The following is a 16,550-nucleotide window of genomic DNA, read 5'->3' on the forward strand; positions in this document are numbered from 1 at the left end:
AATCAGAACGGGACATCTGTGATGTACGAAGCCATCGATCCGAATCCCAATTTTCCCAAGCTCGAGGAAGACATCCTCAAGTTCTGGCAGGAAAACCGGATTTTCGAAGCTTCGGTGGAGAACCGCCGCAACCAGGACGGGGCGGGTGAGTACATCTTCTACGACGGCCCTCCCTTCGCCAACGGCTTGCCGCATTACGGGCACCTGGCCACCGGCTTCGTCAAGGACCTGATCCCGCGCTACCGCACCATGCGCGGCGACTGCGTCGAGCGCCGCTTCGGCTGGGACTGCCACGGCCTGCCGGCGGAGCTGACGTCGGAGAAGGAGCTCGGCATCTCGGGCCGCAACGAGATCCTCGAATACGGCATCGGCAAGTTCAACGAGCACTGCTCGGTCTCGGTCATGCGCTTCACCAACGAGTGGCGCTACTATGTCGAGCGCCAGGGCCGCTGGGTCGACTTCGAGAACGACTACAAGACGATGAACCTCTCCTTCATGGAGAGCGTGATCTGGGGCTTCAAGCAGCTCTGGGACAAGGGGCTGGTCTATCGCGGCTACCGCGTCGTGCCCTATTCCTGGGCCGTGCAGACGCCGCTGTCGAACTTCGAGACGCGCCTCGACAACTCCTATCGCGAGCGCCAGGACCCGGCGCTGACCGTCGGCTTCCTGCTCAAGGGCGAGCGCTTCGCCTCGGTGCCGACGCGCCTGCTCGCCTGGACGACGACGCCCTGGACCCTGCCGTCCAACCTTGCGCTCGCCGTATCGCCGGATCTCGATTACGCGATCCTGGAAAAGGACGGCGTGCGGGTGATCCTCGCCGAAGCGGCGCTGGAGCGCTACGAGCGCGAGTTCGGCGAGTGGCAGAAGGTCGGCGCGCTCAAGGGCGCGGAGCTGGCCGGCACCGCCTACGAGCCGCTCTTCCCGTATTTCAAGGACACCGAGAACGCCTTCGCCGTGCTTGCCGCTGCCTTCGTCGAGGCCGGCGACGGCACGGGCTGCGTGCACATCGCACCGGGCTTCGGTGAGGACGACTTCGAGCTGGCCCGCGACCGCGGCATCCCGCTGGTCGTGCCGGTGGACGAGGCGGGCAAGTTCACCGCCGAGGTTGCCGACTATGTCGGCCAGAACGTCATCGAGGCGAACAAGGACATCATCCGTGACCTCAAGGCGCGTGGCGATACCGTCTATCGCCACGAGACCTATCTTCACGACTATCCCCACTGCTGGCGCACCGACACGCCGCTGATCTACAAGGCGATCGACGCCTGGTATGTCGCCGTATCGCAGTTCAAGGACCGGATGGTCGAGCTCAACCAGCAGATCGACTGGGTTCCCTCGCATGTGCGCGACGGCCAGTTCGGAAAGTGGCTGGAAAACGCCCGCGACTGGAACATCTCGCGCAACCGCTTCTGGGGCTGCCCGATCCCGGTCTGGGTGAGCGACGACCCCAACCATCCGCGCATGGACGTCTACGGCTCGCTGGAGGAGCTGGAGCGCGACTTCGGCGTGAAGGTAGACAACCTGCACCGTCCGATGATCGACGAGCTGGTCCGCCCGAACCCGGACGATCCGACCGGCAAGGCGATGATGCGCCGCGTGCCGGAAGTGCTCGACGTGTGGTTCGATTCCGGCTCGATGCCCTTCGCCCAGCAGCACTATCCGTTCGAGAACAAGGAGCATTTCGAGCGGAACTTCCCGGCCGACTTCATCGTCGAATACGTCGCCCAGACCCGCGGCTGGTTCTACACGCTGATGGTCCTGTCGACGGCGATCTTCGACCGTGCGCCGTTCCGCAATGCGGTCTGCCACGGCGTGGTGCTGGACGAGAACAAGCAGAAGCTCTCCAAGCGGCTGCAGAACTATCCGGACCCGGTCGGCGTCTTCAACACCTACGGCGCCGACGCGCTGCGCTGGTACATGCTGTCCTCGCCGCTGCTGGTCGGCGGCGACCTGGCTGTGGCCAAGGACGGCCGCGGCATCGCCCAGGCGCTGCGCCAGGCGATCATCCCGATCTGGAGCGCCTATTACTTCTTCACGCTCTATGCCAATGCCGACCAGTACAAGGCGCAGGTCCGCTTCGACCAGAAGGGCCTGCTGGACCGCTATATCCTGGCCAAGACCCGCGAGCTGATCGAGCAGATCGAGGGCTCGCTGGATGCCTACGATATCCCGTCCGCCTATTCGCATGTGCCGGGCTATATCGACGCGCTCAACAACTGGTACATCCGCCGTTCGCGCTCGCGCTTCTGGGGCGAGGAGCTGAACGACGACAAGCGCGACGCGCTGGACACGCTCTACACGGTGCTGACGCACCTGATGCGCGTGCTGGCCCCGATGATGCCGTTCGTCAGCGAGCGCATCTACAAGGGCCTGACGGGCGAACTGTCGGTGCATCTGGCCGACTGGCCGGAAGCGGCCAGGATGCCGAGCGATCCGGATCTCGTGCGCCGCATGGACCTCATCCGCGACGTTTGCAACTCGGTGATGTCGCTGCGCGAGGCCAAGCGCCTGCGCGCCCGCCTGCCGCTGAAGACGCTGACCGTCGCCCATGCGGACATCGAGGATCTGCGCCCGTATTCGCAGCTGATCGCCGACGAGGTGAACGTCAAGGAACTGGTGCTGGAGGCCGATCCGCTGTCGGTCGGCGAGCACAGCCTGGTGGTCAAGCCGCAGATCGGCAAGCGCCTGGGCCAGAAGATGAAGGAGGTGATGACCGCCTCCAAGACCGGCAACTGGACGCTGCGGTCCGACGGCATCGTCGAGCTGGCGGGCGTCGAGCTGCCGCCCGAAGACTACACCATGCGCGTCATGGCACCGGAAGGCTCCGACACGGGTCTCTTCGATGCCAGCCGCGGCGTGGTGGTGATGGACACGCGGATCTATCCGGAGCTGGAGCGCGAAGGTTATGCCCGCGACGTGGTCCGCCTCATCCAGCAGACCCGCAAGGATGGCGGGCTGCAGGTGACCGACCGCATCCGTCTCAATCTGGTCCTGCCGGAGACGCTGGTCCAGGCAGTGGAGGAGCATCGCTCCCGCATCGCCCAGGACACGCTGGCGCTGGAGCTGACCATCGGCGGCGCGCTGGACGGAGCCTACCGCGCCACGCACGAGGTCGGCGGCAGCGAGATCGCCATCGAGCTCGTCAAGGCCGAGGCCTGATCGCGGGGATTGCACTGACAAGGCCCGCGGGGACAAGTGCCCCGCGGACCAACGCCTGGCGCGGTCCGGCGGCGGACCACGACGACGGGGACAAGCGGTAAAACGAGATTGAGAGAGCTTTCTCGAAATCTCGCGTCGCCGTTTGAGCGTTTGATTTTAAGTATCTGAAATTGTTTTGTTATTTTTGTTGGGTTGTTCTCCCGAATTTCGAGACGGATTTTGCAAAAATCGCTCTCGAAATCCGCTGAAATCGAGACCGCTGTCCAAACCGGCCGGACGGCTTGAGTGATCGGGCGACGAACCTGCCCGCATCGCTTCCCCCTTGCGCAAACCTCCCCCGCGTCTCCGCTTACGCTTCGTGTGGGATGACGCCGGAGAGGTTGGAGCGCAGCGCTGGCGGTGACCGGCCGACGCGAACCCACCCCTCGGCTGTCGTCCCGGTTTCGGCGAAGCCGAAGACCGGGAACCAGTAACCCCGAACGGATCTGCTCGAGCCTCGGCGTTGCCGCCGGACCGTTGGTGGCGGCCGTCATCGCGCCACCGTCAGCCCCCACGGATACTGGATACCTGCCTTCGCAGGTATGACAACCGAGAGTGGGGTGCGTGCCGTCCGTCTCACGCCTGCTGAGGGTGCCAATGGGTCCCGGCTCTCCGGCTTCGCCTGCGGCCGGGATGACCCTTGAGGGGTGGGGCAGCGTTGCGGCTCGCCGATCCGGCCGGGATGATCTCCGAAGGGAGGCGCCGCCCGTCCCCTACAACCGGACCGGCTCGCCGCTTTGCGCGGAGAGCGTTGCCGCGTCGGCGAGCCGCTGCGCCATCAGTCCGTCATGGCCGCTCGGTGAGGGCAGGGTGGTGCCGCGCGCGCAGTCGATGAAGGCGGCGAGCTGCAGCCGGTAGGCTTGCGCGTAGCGCTCCAGGAAGAAGTTCTGCACCGGGTCGGCGGTGAAGCCCGAGGCGGTCGCCAGTTCCACCGTCGTCTCGTGCTGGTTGCCGGCGCGCAGCAGGCCGAGCGAGCCGTGCACCTCCACCCGCTGGTCGTAGCCGTAGGTGGCGCGGCGCGAGTTGGAGATCTGGCAGATCCTGCCGCGCGCGGTCTTCAGCAGCACCGCGGCGGTGTCGACATCGCCCGCCTTGCCGATCTCAGGGTCGACGAGGGCGGAGCCGACCGCATGCACCTCCACCGGCTCGTCGCCGAGCAGGAAGCGCGCCATGTCGAAGTCGTGGATCATCATGTCGCGGAAGAGGCCGCCCGAGCGCTCGATATAGGAGACCGGGGGCGGGGAGGGATCGCGCGACAGGATCGTCACCAGCTCGACCTCGCCGATCCGCCCTTCCGCGATGCGCGCGCGCAAGGAGGCGAAGTTCGGGTCGAAGCGGCGGTTGAAGCCGATGAACAGCGGCACGCCGGCCGCCTCGACCACCTCAAGCACGCCCTCGATGCGCTGCGCCGACATGTCGACGGGCTTTTCGCAGAAGATCGCCTTGCCGGCTTTGGCGGCGCGCTCGATGAAATCCGAGTGGGTGTCGGTCGGCGAGGCGATCAGCACCGCGTTCGATCCCTTGCCCTCCAGCGCCTCGTCGAGCGAGATCACCGGCGCGCCGAGGCGCGTTGCAAGGGTTGCGGCGGCCACTTCCACCGCATCGCAGATGCCGGCCAGCCGGACGTCGTTGGTCTCCGCCGCACGCGCGGCCAGATTGGCGGCGTGGATCTGGCCGATCCGGCCCGCACCGATGACAGCTACAGACAGCAAGGTCTTGATCCTTTCGAGGAACGTTTATTCCATATTGACGCAATCATAGAATTTGCGTTTCATCCACGCAAGATCGCATGCACCGGCATGCGGGCCGTTTCCGGACGTTACGCACCGGTTTCGGCCGGGTATCGCGTGCCGGACACTGTCGCAAGGAGACAGCGCCATGACCAGCCCGGACGGGTCCCTCGGTGTCGGCCTGATCGGCACCGGCTACATGGGCAAGTGCCACGCGCTGGCCTGGAATGCGGTGCGCGCCGTCTTCGGCGATGTGGCGCGTCCAAGGCTCGAAATGCTGGCGGAGGTCAACGAGGATCTGGCCCGCCAGCGGGCCTCGGCCTTCGGCTTTGCCCGTGCCACTTCCGACTGGCGGGCGCTGGTGAACGACGCGGGCGTCGATGTGGTGTCGATCACGACGCCGAACGCGTTTCATCCGGAGATGGCGATTGCCGCGCTGCAGGCCGGCAAGCATGTGTGGTGCGAAAAGCCGATGGCGCCGGCTCTTGCCGATGCGCAAGGGATGCTGGCGGCGGCGCGCAGCAGCGGGCGCATCGCGGCGCTCGGCTACAACTACATCCAGAACCCGGCCTTTCGCGAGATCGCCCGCATGATCGCGGATGGTGCCATCGGCGAGCCCATCCAGTTCCGCGCCGAGATGGACGAGGACTTCATGGCCGACCCGGAGCAGGCCTTCTATTGGAAGAGCGAGGCGAGTTCCGGCTACGGCGCGCTCGACGATTTCGCCGTGCACCCGCTGTCGCTGGCGCACCGGCTGTTCGGCAAGGCGGAGCGGGTGTTCTGCGACATGGCGAAGCCCTATGCCACCCGGCCGCTGGCCGAGGGCGGGCGCCGCGCCGTGGAAACCCACGACATGGCCAATGTCCTGCTGCGCTTTTCCGGTGGGCTGCAGGCGAGCCTGCTGGTCAACCGGTCGGCCTGGGGGCGCAAGGGCCGCATCGCGCTGCAGGTCTTCGGCTCGAAGGGCTCGATCCTCTACGACCAGGAGCGGATGAACGAGATCGAGCTGTACAGCGCGACCGGCGATCCCGCCCGCCAGGGCTTTACCCGCATTCTCACGGGACCTGCGCACCCGCCCTATGGCAGCTTCGTGCCGGCGCCGGGCCACGGTCTCGGCTTCAACGATCTCAAGGTGATCGAATGCCGCGAGCTGATCCGCCTCATCCGGGGCGAACCGGCGAGCCTGATCACTTTCGAGGAAGGGATCGAGATCGAGCGCACGGTGCATGCCGCTGCCCGGTCCTTTGCCAGCGGCGGCTGGGAAGAGGTCGGCTGATCAGCTCGCCTGCGAGCGGCGCCCGGTGATCTCGCGGGCCTCGGTCAGCGCTTGCCGCAGCACCGCATCGACCTCCGGACCGCCCATCTGGCTGACGTTGAAGCGCATGAATCCGGTCTGCGTCTGCGCCGCGCTGAAGGCGTTGCCCGGCGCCAGCACGATGCCCCGCTTCAGCGCGGCACGGGCGACATCGGCCGCATCCAACCCCTCCGGCAGCCGGCACCACAGGTAGAAGCCGCCGCGCGGCTCCAGCCACGGTGTGATGCCGAGCGCGCTGAGCCGTGACGCTGCCTGCCTCCGCGCCCTGGCAAGGCGGCCCTGCAGGGCAGCGACATGCTTGCGATAGCCGCCATCGGCCAGCACAACGCGCAGCAGCTCGGCCGCCATCGGGCTCGGCCCGCCGAAATTCGTCGCCACCTGCAGGTCGATCAGCGCGGAGATCCAGTCGGGCCGGGCGGCGATGTAGCCGCAGCGGGCCGAGGCCGACAGCGTCTTGGAGAAGCTGCCGATGCGGATCACCCGCTCCAGCCCGTCGAGCGCGGCAAGGCGGGGGGAGGGCTCCGGCTCGAAGGCGGCGAAGATGTCGTCCTCGATGATGGTGAGGTCGTGCTGCGCGGCGAGCACCAGGAGCCGGTGCGCCACGGGAGCCGAGATGGTAGCGCCGGTCGGATTGTGCAGGGCGGAGTTGGTGAGGTAGAGGCGCGGCCGCGCGCTCGCCAGCACCTGCGCGAACCGCTCCGTGTCCGGTCCCTGCGGGGTGTAGGGAACCCCGACGATCCGCACCTGATGCGCCCGCAGCAAGGCCTGGAAGTTGAAATAGCAGGGATCGTCGACCAGAACCGTGTCGCCGGGGCGCAGCAGCAGCCGGCAGATCAGGTCCATTCCTTGTGTCCCCGAACCGGCCAGCAGGATGCGGTCGGGCGGCACGTCCAGCCCCTGCTCGGCAAGATCGCGGGCGATGAGGCGGCGCAACTCGCCCTGACCCTGCGCGCTGCCGTAGTCGGCGAGCGTTTCCGCCTCCACCCGCGACAGGGCGCGCAGGGCCCGCCGGAGAGCATCGGTGGGCATCCAGTCGGCCGGCAGCCAGCCGCAGCCGGGCTTGGGCAGGGCGGGATCCGCATCCAGCGCCTGGCGCGAGATCCAGAAAGGGTCGATGGCCCGGTCGAGCCGTGCTCCCGTGGCGGCGATCTGAAGCGGCTGCGGCGTGTCCAGCACGAAGAAGCCGGAACCGCGCCGGGCTGTGATCAGCCCGTCGGCGGCCAGCCGGTCGTAGGCCTCCACCACGGTGGAGGGCGAGACCTGCATGGAGGCGGCGAGCCCGCGGATCGAGGGAAGGCGCTCGCCCGGCGTCAGCGTCCGCGTCTCGATCCGCTTGCGGATCGCGGCCATCACGGTTTGCGTGCGCGTGCTCCGGGTCATCCTGTTGCCCATCTGTATGGTCGATTGCATCAATACAGTTTGGATCGATTGTACTGGTCTGTACCTGTCTCCGCCAGCGCTCCTGCGCCACACCTTGCGGATGATGGACAGGAACAGCGGCATGCACTCACCTCTCGCCGCCTGGGGCAACGGTCTCCTCGGCGTTCTGATCTTCAGCGGCTCGCTGCCGGCGACCCGCGTTGCGGTCGGCGGGTTCAGCCCGCTGTTTCTCACCTCGGCGCGCGCGGTGCTGGCGGCGCTGATGGCCGGCGCGATCCTGCTCGTGCTGCGCCAGAAGCGCCCGGCGGCGGGCGACGTGGTGCCGCTGGTGCTGGTTGCGCTCGGCGTCGTCGTCGGCTTTCCGCTGCTGACCGCCATGGCGCTGGAGCATGTCACTGCGGCCCATTCCATCGTCTTCATCGGGTTGTTGCCGCTGTCGACGGCGATCTTTGGCGTGTTGCGCGGCGGCGAGCGCCCGCGTCCGCTGTTCTGGGCGTTTTCCGGCGCCGGCGCGCTGGCCGTCGCCCTCTTCGCTGTGCAGGGCAACGGCGAGATCTCGCTGGTCGGCGACCTGCTGATGCTTGCTGCGATCCTCGTCTGCGGCTTCGCCTATGCGGAAGGCGCGCGGCTGGCGCGTCGTCTTGGCGGCTGGCAGGTGATCTGCTGGGCGCTGGTCTTCTCTCTGCCGCCGATGGTCGCGCTGGCTCTGCTGGTCCATCCGCAGACGCTTGCCGGCATTGCCATGCCCGCCTGGGCCGGCCTTGCCTATGTCTCGGTCTTCTCGATGCTGGTCGGCTTCTTCTTCTGGTATCGCGGCCTTGCGCTCGGCGGCATTGCCGGCGTCGGCCAGCTGCAATTGCTGCAGCCCTTCTTCGGCCTGCTGCTGGCCGGTCTGCTGCTCGCCGAGCCGGTCGCCCCGTCGATGATCGCCGTCACCGTCTTCGTGGTGGCCTGCGTCGTCGGGGCGCGCCGTTTCGCCTGAGCGGCGCGCTCAGGAAAAGATCCCGCGTTCGCTCGCCACCGCCTCGGAGATGAAATCCGCGACCACGCGCACGCGCCCAAGGTCGCGGACGCTCTCATGCAGCACCAGCCAGTAGCCGCGCGAGATCGTGCGCTCGGGCAGCACCTGCACCAGGTCGGGGTCGCTGCGGGCGATGAAGGCATGCAGGATGCCGATGCCGGCACCAGCGCGCACCGCCTCGGTCTGGCCGAGCGCGGAAGCGATCTCGAAGCGCGGCTGGAAGGCGCGGTCGATCTCCTCGGCATAGGCGAGCGCGCCGGAATAGACGAGATCCTCCACATAGCCGACCAGCGCGTGCGACTTGAGCTCCGCAGCGGTTTTCGGCGTGCCGGCCCGGGCGAGATAGGCGCGCGAGGCGTAGAGGCCGAGCGTGTAGTCGACCAGCTTGCGCGCCACCAGCCGGCCATGGTCCGGCCGCTCCACGGTGATGGCGATGTCCGCCTCGCGCCGCGACAGGGAGACCGCGCGGGGAACGGGGACGAGCTGCAGTGTCAGGGCCGGGTGGCGCTCGGTCAAGGTGCCGAGGCGCGGGGCGAGGAAGGCGACGCCGAAACCGTCGGGCGCGCCGATCCGCACGGTGCCGGAGACTGCGACATCCGCATCGCCGATCTCGGCGCGGGCCTCCAGCATCTCCGCCTCGATCCGCTCGGCGGTGGCGAGGAACCGCTCGCCGGCCGTCGTCAGCGCCGATCCGGTGGTGCGCCGGTCGACCAGCTTCACGCCGAGATCGTCCTCCAGCGCGCTGAGGCGGCGCGCCACCGTCGCGTGATTGACGCCGAGCGCTCTTGCGGCGGCCAGCAATTGTCCGCTGCGCGCCACGGCGAGGAAAATGCGTGTATCGTCCCAGTTCATGCGCGTTCTCCGGCAGGCTTCGGGGGGCAGCTGCGGATCAGCGCTAGCATGGCTATAAATTTCGCACAACGGATGCGGCTTTCCGCCTATTGTGCGCAACAAAAAACGAAGGCATGACAGTGTCAGCCTCGAACGTGGCATCTGGCCGCGAGAAGCTGCGCGCTCCATCGTGCGGGCTGCGCCACAAGGGAGAGAACGACCCATGAAGACAATCGGACATTTCATCGGCGGCAAGCATGTCGAGGGCACCTCGGGCCGGTTTGCCGACGTCTACAACCCGGCCACCGGTGAGGTTCAGGCCAAGGTGGCGCTCGCCTCGCAGGCAGAGCTGCGCGCCGCGGTCGAGAACGCCGCTGCCGCCCAGCCGGCATGGGCCGCCCAGAACCCGCAGAAGCGCGCCCGCGTGCTGATGAAGTTCGTCGACCTGCTGCATCGCGACATGGACAAGCTCGCCGAGGCGCTGTCGCGCGAGCACGGCAAGACCATTCCGGACGCCAAGGGCGACATCATCCGCGGTCTCGAGGTTGCCGAGTTCTGCATCGGCGCGCCGCACCTGCTGAAGGGCGAGTTCACGGAAGGTGCGGGCCCCGGCATCGACATGTACTCCATGCGCCAGCCGCTGGGCGTCGTTGCCGGCATCACGCCGTTCAACTTCCCGGCGATGATCCCGATGTGGAAGTTCTGCCCGGCGATTGCCGCCGGCAACGCCTTCATCCTGAAGCCGTCGGAGCGTGACCCGTCCGTGCCGATGATGCTGGCCGAGCTGATGATCGAGGCGGGCCTGCCGGCCGGCGTCCTCAACGTCGTCAACGGCGACAAGGAAGCGGTCGACGGCGTCCTGGACGATCCGGACATCATGGCGGTCGGCTTCGTCGGCTCCACCTCCATCGCGGCCTACGTCTATTCGCGTGCCACCGCCAACGGCAAGCGCGCGCAGTGCTTCGGCGGCGCCAAGAACCACATGATCATCATGCCGGATGCCGACATGGACCAGGCGGCCGATGCGCTGATCGGCGCCGGCTATGGTGCTGCCGGCGAGCGCTGCATGGCGATCTCGGTTGCCGTCCCGGTCGGCGAGGAAGCCGCCAACGCGCTGATGAAGCGCCTGATCCCGCGCGTCGAAGCGCTGAAGATCGGGCCTTACACCGCCGGCAACGATGTCGACTTCGGCCCGCTCGTCACCGCCCAGGCGCTGGCTCGCGTCAAGGGCCTGGTCGACCAGGGCGTGAAGGAAGGCGCGACGCTCGCAGTCGACGGCCGCAACTTCACCATGCAGGGCTACGAGAACGGCTACTTCATGGGCGGCTGCCTGTTCGACAACGTCACCAAGGACATGTCGATCTACAAGGAAGAGATCTTCGGTCCGGTGCTCTCCGTCGTGCGCGCCAAGGACTATGACGAGGCGCTCGAGCTGCCGATGAGCCACGAATACGGCAACGGCACCGCGATCTTCACCCGCGACGGCGACACGGCCCGCGACTTCGCCAGCCGCATCAACATCGGCATGGTCGGCATCAACGTGCCGATCCCGGTGCCGCTCGCCTACCACACGTTCGGCGGCTGGAAGAAGTCCGGCTTCGGCGATCTCAACCAGCACGGCCCGGATGCGTTCCGCTTCTACACGCGGACGAAGACGGTGACCTCGCGCTGGCCGTCGGGCCTGAAGGACGGCGCCGAGTTCGTCATTCCGACCATGAAGTGAGCCTTGGTCCGGCCCTTCGGGGCCGGACCGATCGTGCCGGTGGCACGACCGCGAGTGCACGCGGGCGCCAGCCCGCGCCACGACCGCCACCCGGAAATATTGCGAAACCTGCTTCGGCCTGGCCGGGGCGGGTTTTTGTTTGCGCGAGGAGGGGAGCCGGTTGGCATGGCGCGGGAGCTTGAAAACGCTTCCTGATCCACCTGTCCGCCCGGCCTTCGGCGACACGTCCGCCTTGCTAAATATGCCGTGGCTTGTTTACCTGTCGCCCAGGGGCAAACTGGGCTGGCATCGGGGTCGGGAGGCACTCTCCTCGTCGTCGGCGACTGGACGGAAAATTCACAGGTCGGGCAATACGGAAGCGAGTAGATTTATGTCGAAGCGTGAAGTGGTGTTCCTGTCGGGGGTGCGTACGGCCATCGGGTCGTTCGGCGGTGCCTTGAAATCCGTGCCGCCGACCGAGCTCGGCGCCAAGGTCGCTGCCGAAGCTGTGCGCCGCTCGGGCGTCGAACCCCAAGAAATCGGCCATGTCGTCTTCGGCCATGTCATCAACACCGAGCCGCGCGACATGTATCTGGCGCGGGTTGCGGCAGTGGATGCCGGCATTCCGGTGGAAACCCCGGCGCTGACGCTGAACCGGCTTTGCGGTTCGGGCGCGCAGGCCATCGTCTCCGCCGCGCAGTCGATCCTGCTCGGCGATGCCGACTATGCGCTGGCGGGCGGCGCCGAATCCATGAGCCGTGCCCCGTTCTCCAGCCCCGGTGCCCGCTTCGGCGTGAAGATGGGCGATGCGGTGATGCACGACATGATGCTCGGCGCGCTGAATGATCCCTTCGGCGGCGGCCATATGGGCATCACGGCGGAGAATGTCGCCGCCCGCTACAACATCAGCCGCGAGGCGCAGGATTCGCTCGCGGTGGAGAGCCAGCATCGGGCGGGGCTCGCCATCCGGGACGGGCGCTTCAAGGAGCAGATCCTGCCGATCGAGGTGCAGGCCGGGCGCACCGCCGTCACCTTCGACACCGACGAGCATGTGCGGGCCGACACCTCGCCCTCGACGCTCAGCAGCCTGCGTCCGGTCTTCCGCAAGGACGGCTCGGTGACCGCCGGCAACTCGTCCGGCATCAATGACGGTGCGGCAGCGGTGGTGCTGGCCGACCGGGCGCTGGCGGAAGCGCGCGGGCTGAAGCCGATGGCCCGGCTGGTCGGCTATGCCCATGCGGGCGTCGAGCCGGACGTGATGGGCATCGGCCCGGTCCCGGCGGTGCAGAAGCTGTTCGAAAAGACCGGCCTCACGGCCGCCGATTTCGACCTCATCGAATCGAACGAGGCCTTCGCGGCGCAGGCCTGTGCGGTCATGCGCGAGCTCGGCTTCCCCTCCGACCGGGTCAACCCCAATGGCGGGGCCATCGCGCTTGGCCATCCGGTCGGCGCCACCGGCTGCATCATCACGGTCAAGGCGCTCTACGAGCTGGAGCGCACCGGCGGCCGCTACGGCCTGGTCACCATGTGCATCGGCGGCGGCCAGGGCATTGCGCTGGCCATCGAGAACCTGAACGTCGACTGATCGGGCGCGGGGCCTTTTCCTTTGTTGAAAAGGCCCCATCTGCCTGTCGGTCGCTGCCCGCCGCGGATAGGACGGGTGGGGCGTTGCGTTGCCCGATCATGGAATCCAAGGACATGACCCTGTCGGCCCTGCGGCTTGCCGCCGCCCTTGTGCTCGTCCCGCTCGCGGGCGTTCCTTCCGCGCTCTCTCAAGCCGCTTTTCCTGACGGGGCTCCCTCCGGCGGGTTCTCTCTGTCGGACGGCGCGGACCATCCGCTCGCCGCGCGTGTCTGGTCCGTCGCAAGGTCCGCCTTCGTGCCGCCGGCCGAGGTCGAGCAGGTGGTCGCAGGCGCGCGCTTCGTGCTGCTCGGCGAGATCCACGACAACCCTGACCATCACGCGCTGCAGGCACGGCTGTTGGCGGCGGCGGCGGGGAAGGGCGCGCGCAAGCCCGCCGTGGTGCTGGAGATGCTGCCCCGCGACCGGCAGGGCGATGTCGATGCCTATCTCGTCGAGGGCAAGGGCACGGCGGAGGGTTTCGGCGAGGCACTTCGCTGGGCGGAGAGCGGCTGGCCGGATTATGCGATCTACCGGCCGGTGATCGAGGTCGCGGTCGCGCAGGGCTTGCCGGTCGTTGCCGGCGATACGCCGCGCGGCGAGCGCCGCAAGATCGCGGCGGAAGGCATGGCGGCGCTCGGCGCGGACGAGGTGGCGGCGCTGCGGCTTTCCGAGCCCTTGGGCGAGGCGGCGGACGGTGCCATGCTCGACACCCTGTTCGACGGGCATTGCGCAATGATGCCGCGCGAGGCGCTGACCCCGCTCGTCGCCGTGCAGCGCCTGCGCGATGCAAGGCTTGCCGATGCGATGATTTCAGCGGGCGACGAAGGGGCTGTCCTGATCGCAGGCAGCGGCCATGTCCGCAAGGATCTCGGCGTGCCGCGCTATCTCGAATGGCGGGCGCCGGACGCGAAGGCCGTTGCCGTCGGCTTCGTCGAGGTGAGGGAAGGCGAGAACGAGCCCTCGCTCTATGCGGGCGGAACCGCGGACCTTCCGCCCCCTTACGACTATCTCTGGTTCACGCCCCGCAAGGATCGCGGGGATCCTTGCGAGGAATTGAAGGAGCGGTTCGGCGGCAAGAAGTAAGGGCCGCAGGCGAACGGCTCAGGGGGCCGGGGCGGCCGGTTGCGGCTGGGATGCCGGCGCCGCCACGGCGCCCGGACCCAGCAGGGCCAGATCGTAGCACTGCCGGATCTGCACGGCCTGGTCGGGCGTCAACTCCTGCCCCTGTACCGAGAATTCCTCGAACGTCACCTTGTAGTTCGAAGACGTGATGACCGAGTTTTGGGAGACGCGGTACGGCTTCGGCACATTGGCCTGCTCCACGCAATTTGCGTAAGCCATCAATTCCTTGGGGGCTTTTGCTCCGCCGCAGGCGGCAACCAGAGAGGCCGAGGCAAAAACAAGGGCAAGCGTAGTCAATCGGTGCATGCTGAACTTCCATGACATGAAATGAAAGACACTGTGACGGCCGCACCATAAGCGAGCATCGCCACGAGGTCTTCCCCTCATGTCATGTTTTTCGCCCGCCGTCAGGCGGCGGCGGGATCAGCGCGACGGGTCGCTGCCGGCGGCGGCAAGACGCGGCGTCTCGCCGGTCTCGTCGTCCGGGTCCTCGTCCTTGCGTGCGGCCGGGGCGTCGTCCTCGTCGTCGTCCTGGGCGTCGTCCTTCGTTGCCGCGCGCGGCGGAGCGGGCGGCCTCGGCGCCGGGGAACCGGCGGTGTCCGTCTGCGGCGCACCGGACGCCGGGCGCGCGTCCTGCGCGGCGGCTGCAGCCACCGCCGCAGACGGGGCCTCCGTTGCCTCCGGCCGGTCATAGGCGCTCTTGCGCCGTGCCAGCACCTTGGCCCGCGCCCGGTTGCGGCGGATGCGTCCGGCGATCCGGCGGGCGACCTTGTAGATGTCCTCGCGCGAGAAGAAGAAGGGCAGGGTCGGTTCCGCCGGCTCGACATGCTCGACGGCAAGGCCGACGGCGGTGATGACGTGGTCGTCATCGATCGCGCGAACCACCAGGTCGATGTCGCCATAGGCGACGCGGTCGGTCGGCTCCACGTCGTCGCCGAGCTCGCGCATCATGAAGGCGCGCAAGGTCAGGTCCGCATCGCCCTTGTTGACGTGGAAGCCGTAGAGCGCGCCGAGCTCGGCCAGCCGGGTCTCCGGGTCGAGGTCGAAGTCGCCGAACAGCGCCGGGTCGTTCTCCTCCTGCGTCGCGGCGGCGAACAGCGTGTCGAGCACCGGCACCTGGCGCGGGCTGGCGAGGATGTAGAGCCGGTCGCCGGGCTGCGGCTTGCCGGCCTTCTGCAGGCGGATGTTGCGGCCCTCGCGCAGGATCAGCACCGGCCGCGCCCAGCGGGGAATACGCTCGCCCCGGGCGACCGGGCTCGCCGGATGGACGGTGTAGCCGACCAGTTCCAGGTCCTGGCCGCCGGGCAGCTCCAGCTCGATACGGTCGACCGGCCCCATGCGCGCGGGCACGGTCAGCTTCAGCCAGCGCGCCATGGGGCGGATCGTCCAGCCCTGCAGCACCAGCGAGGTCAGCACGATGAGGAACGTGACGTTGAAGATCTCCTGCGCGTTCGGCAGGCCGGAAATCAGCGGCAGGATGGCGAGCAGGATCGACACGGCTCCGCGCAGACCCACCCAGGACACGAAGGCGATCTCGCTGCGGGAAAAGCCGAAGGGCATCAGGCACAGCCAGACCGCGAAGGGGCGGGCGAGGAAGATCAGCACGGCGGCAAGGCCGAAGCCCTGCACCGCCACGTCGCCGAACTGCGAGGGCGCCGCCAGCAGGCCGAGCGTGACGAACATGCCGATCTGGCTGAGCCAGGTCGTGCCGCCCTGGAACTTCTTGAGCGAAGGCTGCTGGCGCATGCGGACATTGCCGCACAGGATGCCGGCGACATAGACCGCCAGGAAGCCGCTGCCGCCGACCAGGGTGGTCACGGTCATCAAGACCAGCGCCAGCGCCAGCACCAGGATGGGATAGAGCGCGGCTTCGAGCTTGATGCGATTGACGATCTGGACGATGGCATAGCCGCCGGCCAGGCCCGCCAGCAGGCCGAGGCCCATCTGCCGGACGAATTCCAGGATCATCTCGGCGCCGGCCGCCGCATCCGCTTCCATCGAGCCGGCGGTGATCATGCCGATCAGCGTCACCGTGAGGAAGATGGCCATGGGGTCGTTCGAGCCGGATTCGACTTCCAGCGTCGCGGAGATCATCTCGCGCAGGTTCACCCCGCCGACCCGAAGCAGGAAGAACACCGCGGCCGCGTCGGTCGAGCCGACGATAGCGCCGAGCAGCAGCCCGTCGGTCCAGGCCCATCCGAACAGGTAGTGCGCCGCCGCGCCGACGACGCCCGCCGTCAGCACCACGCCCAGGGTCGCCAGCGCCACGGCGGGCGCTGCGGCCAGGCGGAACGTCGCCAGCCGGGTGCGGAATCCACTGTCGAACAGGATGAAGGTGAGGGCGATGGAACCGATGAAATAGGCGGCCCGGGTGTCGGAGAAGGCGATGCCGCCCGGTCCGTCCTCGCCGGCGGCAAGGCCGACCACGAGGAACACCAGCAGCAACGGGGCGCCGATACGGAAGCTCACCAGCGATGTGAACACCGAAAGGGCGACGAGCCCGGCGGCGATCAGGATCAGCAGGTTGAGCGTCTCGAACATCGGCGGGCATTCTCCGGGCGCGTGCGATCGCGCCGTGTCTGGACCGTGACGACCTCTCGGTTATCGGCAAATCGCGCCCGAAGCGGG

11 protein-coding genes are annotated in these 16,550 nt (G+C 67.8%); 6 read left to right on the forward strand and 5 right to left on the reverse strand.

Going from position 1 to position 16,550, the window contains the following annotated elements:
* Positions 1–21 precede the first annotated feature (21 nt).
* Positions 22–3,159: an isoleucine--tRNA ligase gene (gene ileS, locus H7H34_RS08630; RefSeq protein ID WP_185924937.1), complete on the forward strand. Its 3,138-nt coding sequence runs from the start codon at positions 22–24 to the stop codon at positions 3,157–3,159.
* A 752-nt stretch (positions 3,160–3,911) separates the two neighbouring features.
* Here the strand turns inward: ileS and iolG are convergent.
* On the reverse strand, positions 3,912–4,910 hold the full coding sequence (gene iolG, locus H7H34_RS08635; RefSeq protein WP_185924938.1) for an inositol 2-dehydrogenase: 999 nt from the start codon (positions 4,908–4,910) through the stop codon (positions 3,912–3,914).
* Positions 4,911–5,076: 166 nt separating this feature from the next.
* Here iolG and H7H34_RS08640 point away from each other — a divergent pair, with 166 nt between their 5' ends.
* Positions 5,077–6,204 carry a Gfo/Idh/MocA family protein gene (locus H7H34_RS08640; RefSeq protein ID WP_120268249.1) on the forward strand — a complete coding sequence of 376 codons (1,128 nt, stop codon included), beginning with the start codon at positions 5,077–5,079 and terminating at the stop codon, positions 6,202–6,204.
* Here the strand turns inward: H7H34_RS08640 and H7H34_RS08645 are convergent, their stop codons facing one another.
* Entirely contained in the window at positions 6,205–7,623 is a 1,419-nt protein-coding gene (locus H7H34_RS08645; RefSeq protein ID WP_185924939.1) for an aminotransferase-like domain-containing protein, read from the reverse strand.
* A gap of 121 nt (positions 7,624–7,744) precedes the next feature.
* On the opposite strand from H7H34_RS08645, the gene H7H34_RS08650 reads away from it, so the two are divergent.
* The gene (locus H7H34_RS08650; RefSeq protein ID WP_185924940.1) at positions 7,745–8,605 is read left to right on the forward strand and encodes a DMT family transporter; all 861 of its coding nucleotides are present in this window, start codon (positions 7,745–7,747) and stop codon (positions 8,603–8,605) included.
* A 9-nt stretch (positions 8,606–8,614) separates the two neighbouring features.
* Here H7H34_RS08650 and H7H34_RS08655 read toward each other — a convergent pair whose 3' ends face one another.
* Positions 8,615–9,496 carry a LysR family transcriptional regulator gene (locus H7H34_RS08655; RefSeq protein ID WP_185924941.1) on the reverse strand — a complete coding sequence of 294 codons (882 nt, stop codon included), beginning with the start codon at positions 9,494–9,496 and terminating at the stop codon, positions 8,615–8,617.
* 202 nt (positions 9,497–9,698) lie between these two features.
* On the opposite strand from H7H34_RS08655, the gene H7H34_RS08660 reads away from it, so the two are divergent.
* The 3 genes from H7H34_RS08660 to H7H34_RS08670 all read left to right on the forward strand — a co-directional run bounded on the left by H7H34_RS08660 (position 9,699) and on the right by H7H34_RS08670 (position 13,883).
* Positions 9,699–11,198 carry a CoA-acylating methylmalonate-semialdehyde dehydrogenase gene (locus tag H7H34_RS08660; RefSeq protein WP_067341626.1) on the forward strand — a complete coding sequence of 500 codons (1,500 nt, stop codon included), beginning with the start codon at positions 9,699–9,701 and terminating at the stop codon, positions 11,196–11,198.
* A 370-nt stretch (positions 11,199–11,568) separates the two neighbouring features.
* A complete protein-coding gene (locus H7H34_RS08665) occupies positions 11,569–12,762 on the forward strand; it encodes an acetyl-CoA C-acyltransferase family protein (protein WP_120268245.1) in 1,194 nt (397 codons plus the stop codon).
* 113 nt (positions 12,763–12,875) lie between these two features.
* Positions 12,876–13,883: a ChaN family lipoprotein gene (locus H7H34_RS08670; RefSeq protein ID WP_185924942.1), complete on the forward strand. Its 1,008-nt coding sequence runs from the start codon at positions 12,876–12,878 to the stop codon at positions 13,881–13,883.
* 18 nt (positions 13,884–13,901) lie between these two features.
* On the opposite strand, the gene H7H34_RS08675 is transcribed toward H7H34_RS08670, so the two are convergent.
* Both H7H34_RS08675 and H7H34_RS08680 read right to left on the reverse strand, forming a co-directional pair.
* Positions 13,902–14,228, reverse strand: a complete 327-nt coding sequence (locus tag H7H34_RS08675; RefSeq protein WP_147421841.1) for a hypothetical protein — start codon at positions 14,226–14,228, stop codon at positions 13,902–13,904.
* 117 nt (positions 14,229–14,345) lie between these two features.
* Positions 14,346–16,463: a potassium/proton antiporter gene (locus H7H34_RS08680; RefSeq protein WP_209006183.1), complete on the reverse strand. Its 2,118-nt coding sequence runs from the start codon at positions 16,461–16,463 to the stop codon at positions 14,346–14,348.
* Between the last annotated feature and the right edge of the window lie 87 nt (positions 16,464–16,550).

Source organism: Stappia sp. 28M-7, from assembly GCF_014252955.1.
In the GTDB taxonomy this organism is placed as follows: Bacteria; Pseudomonadota; Alphaproteobacteria; order Rhizobiales; family Stappiaceae; genus Stappia.

Excerpts from the sequence above, each read along its gene's own strand:
- H7H34_RS08665 (WP_120268245.1), top strand. The coding sequence starts at position 11,569 with ATGTCGAAGCGTGAAGTGGTGTTCCTGTCGGGGGTGCGTACGGCCATC.
- H7H34_RS08680 (WP_209006183.1), bottom strand. The coding sequence starts at position 16,463 with ATGTTCGAGACGCTCAACCTGCTGATCCTGATCGCCGCCGGGCTCGTC.
- ileS (WP_185924937.1), top strand. The coding sequence starts at position 22 with ATGTACGAAGCCATCGATCCGAATCCCAATTTTCCCAAGCTCGAGGAA.
- H7H34_RS08655 (WP_185924941.1), bottom strand. The coding sequence starts at position 9,496 with ATGAACTGGGACGATACACGCATTTTCCTCGCCGTGGCGCGCAGCGGA.
- H7H34_RS08650 (WP_185924940.1), top strand. The coding sequence starts at position 7,745 with ATGCACTCACCTCTCGCCGCCTGGGGCAACGGTCTCCTCGGCGTTCTG.
- H7H34_RS08670 (WP_185924942.1), top strand. The coding sequence starts at position 12,876 with ATGACCCTGTCGGCCCTGCGGCTTGCCGCCGCCCTTGTGCTCGTCCCG.
- H7H34_RS08640 (WP_120268249.1), top strand. The coding sequence starts at position 5,077 with ATGACCAGCCCGGACGGGTCCCTCGGTGTCGGCCTGATCGGCACCGGC.
- H7H34_RS08645 (WP_185924939.1), bottom strand. The coding sequence starts at position 7,623 with ATGACCCGGAGCACGCGCACGCAAACCGTGATGGCCGCGATCCGCAAG.
- H7H34_RS08675 (WP_147421841.1), bottom strand. The coding sequence starts at position 14,228 with ATGCACCGATTGACTACGCTTGCCCTTGTTTTTGCCTCGGCCTCTCTG.
- H7H34_RS08660 (WP_067341626.1), top strand. The coding sequence starts at position 9,699 with ATGAAGACAATCGGACATTTCATCGGCGGCAAGCATGTCGAGGGCACC.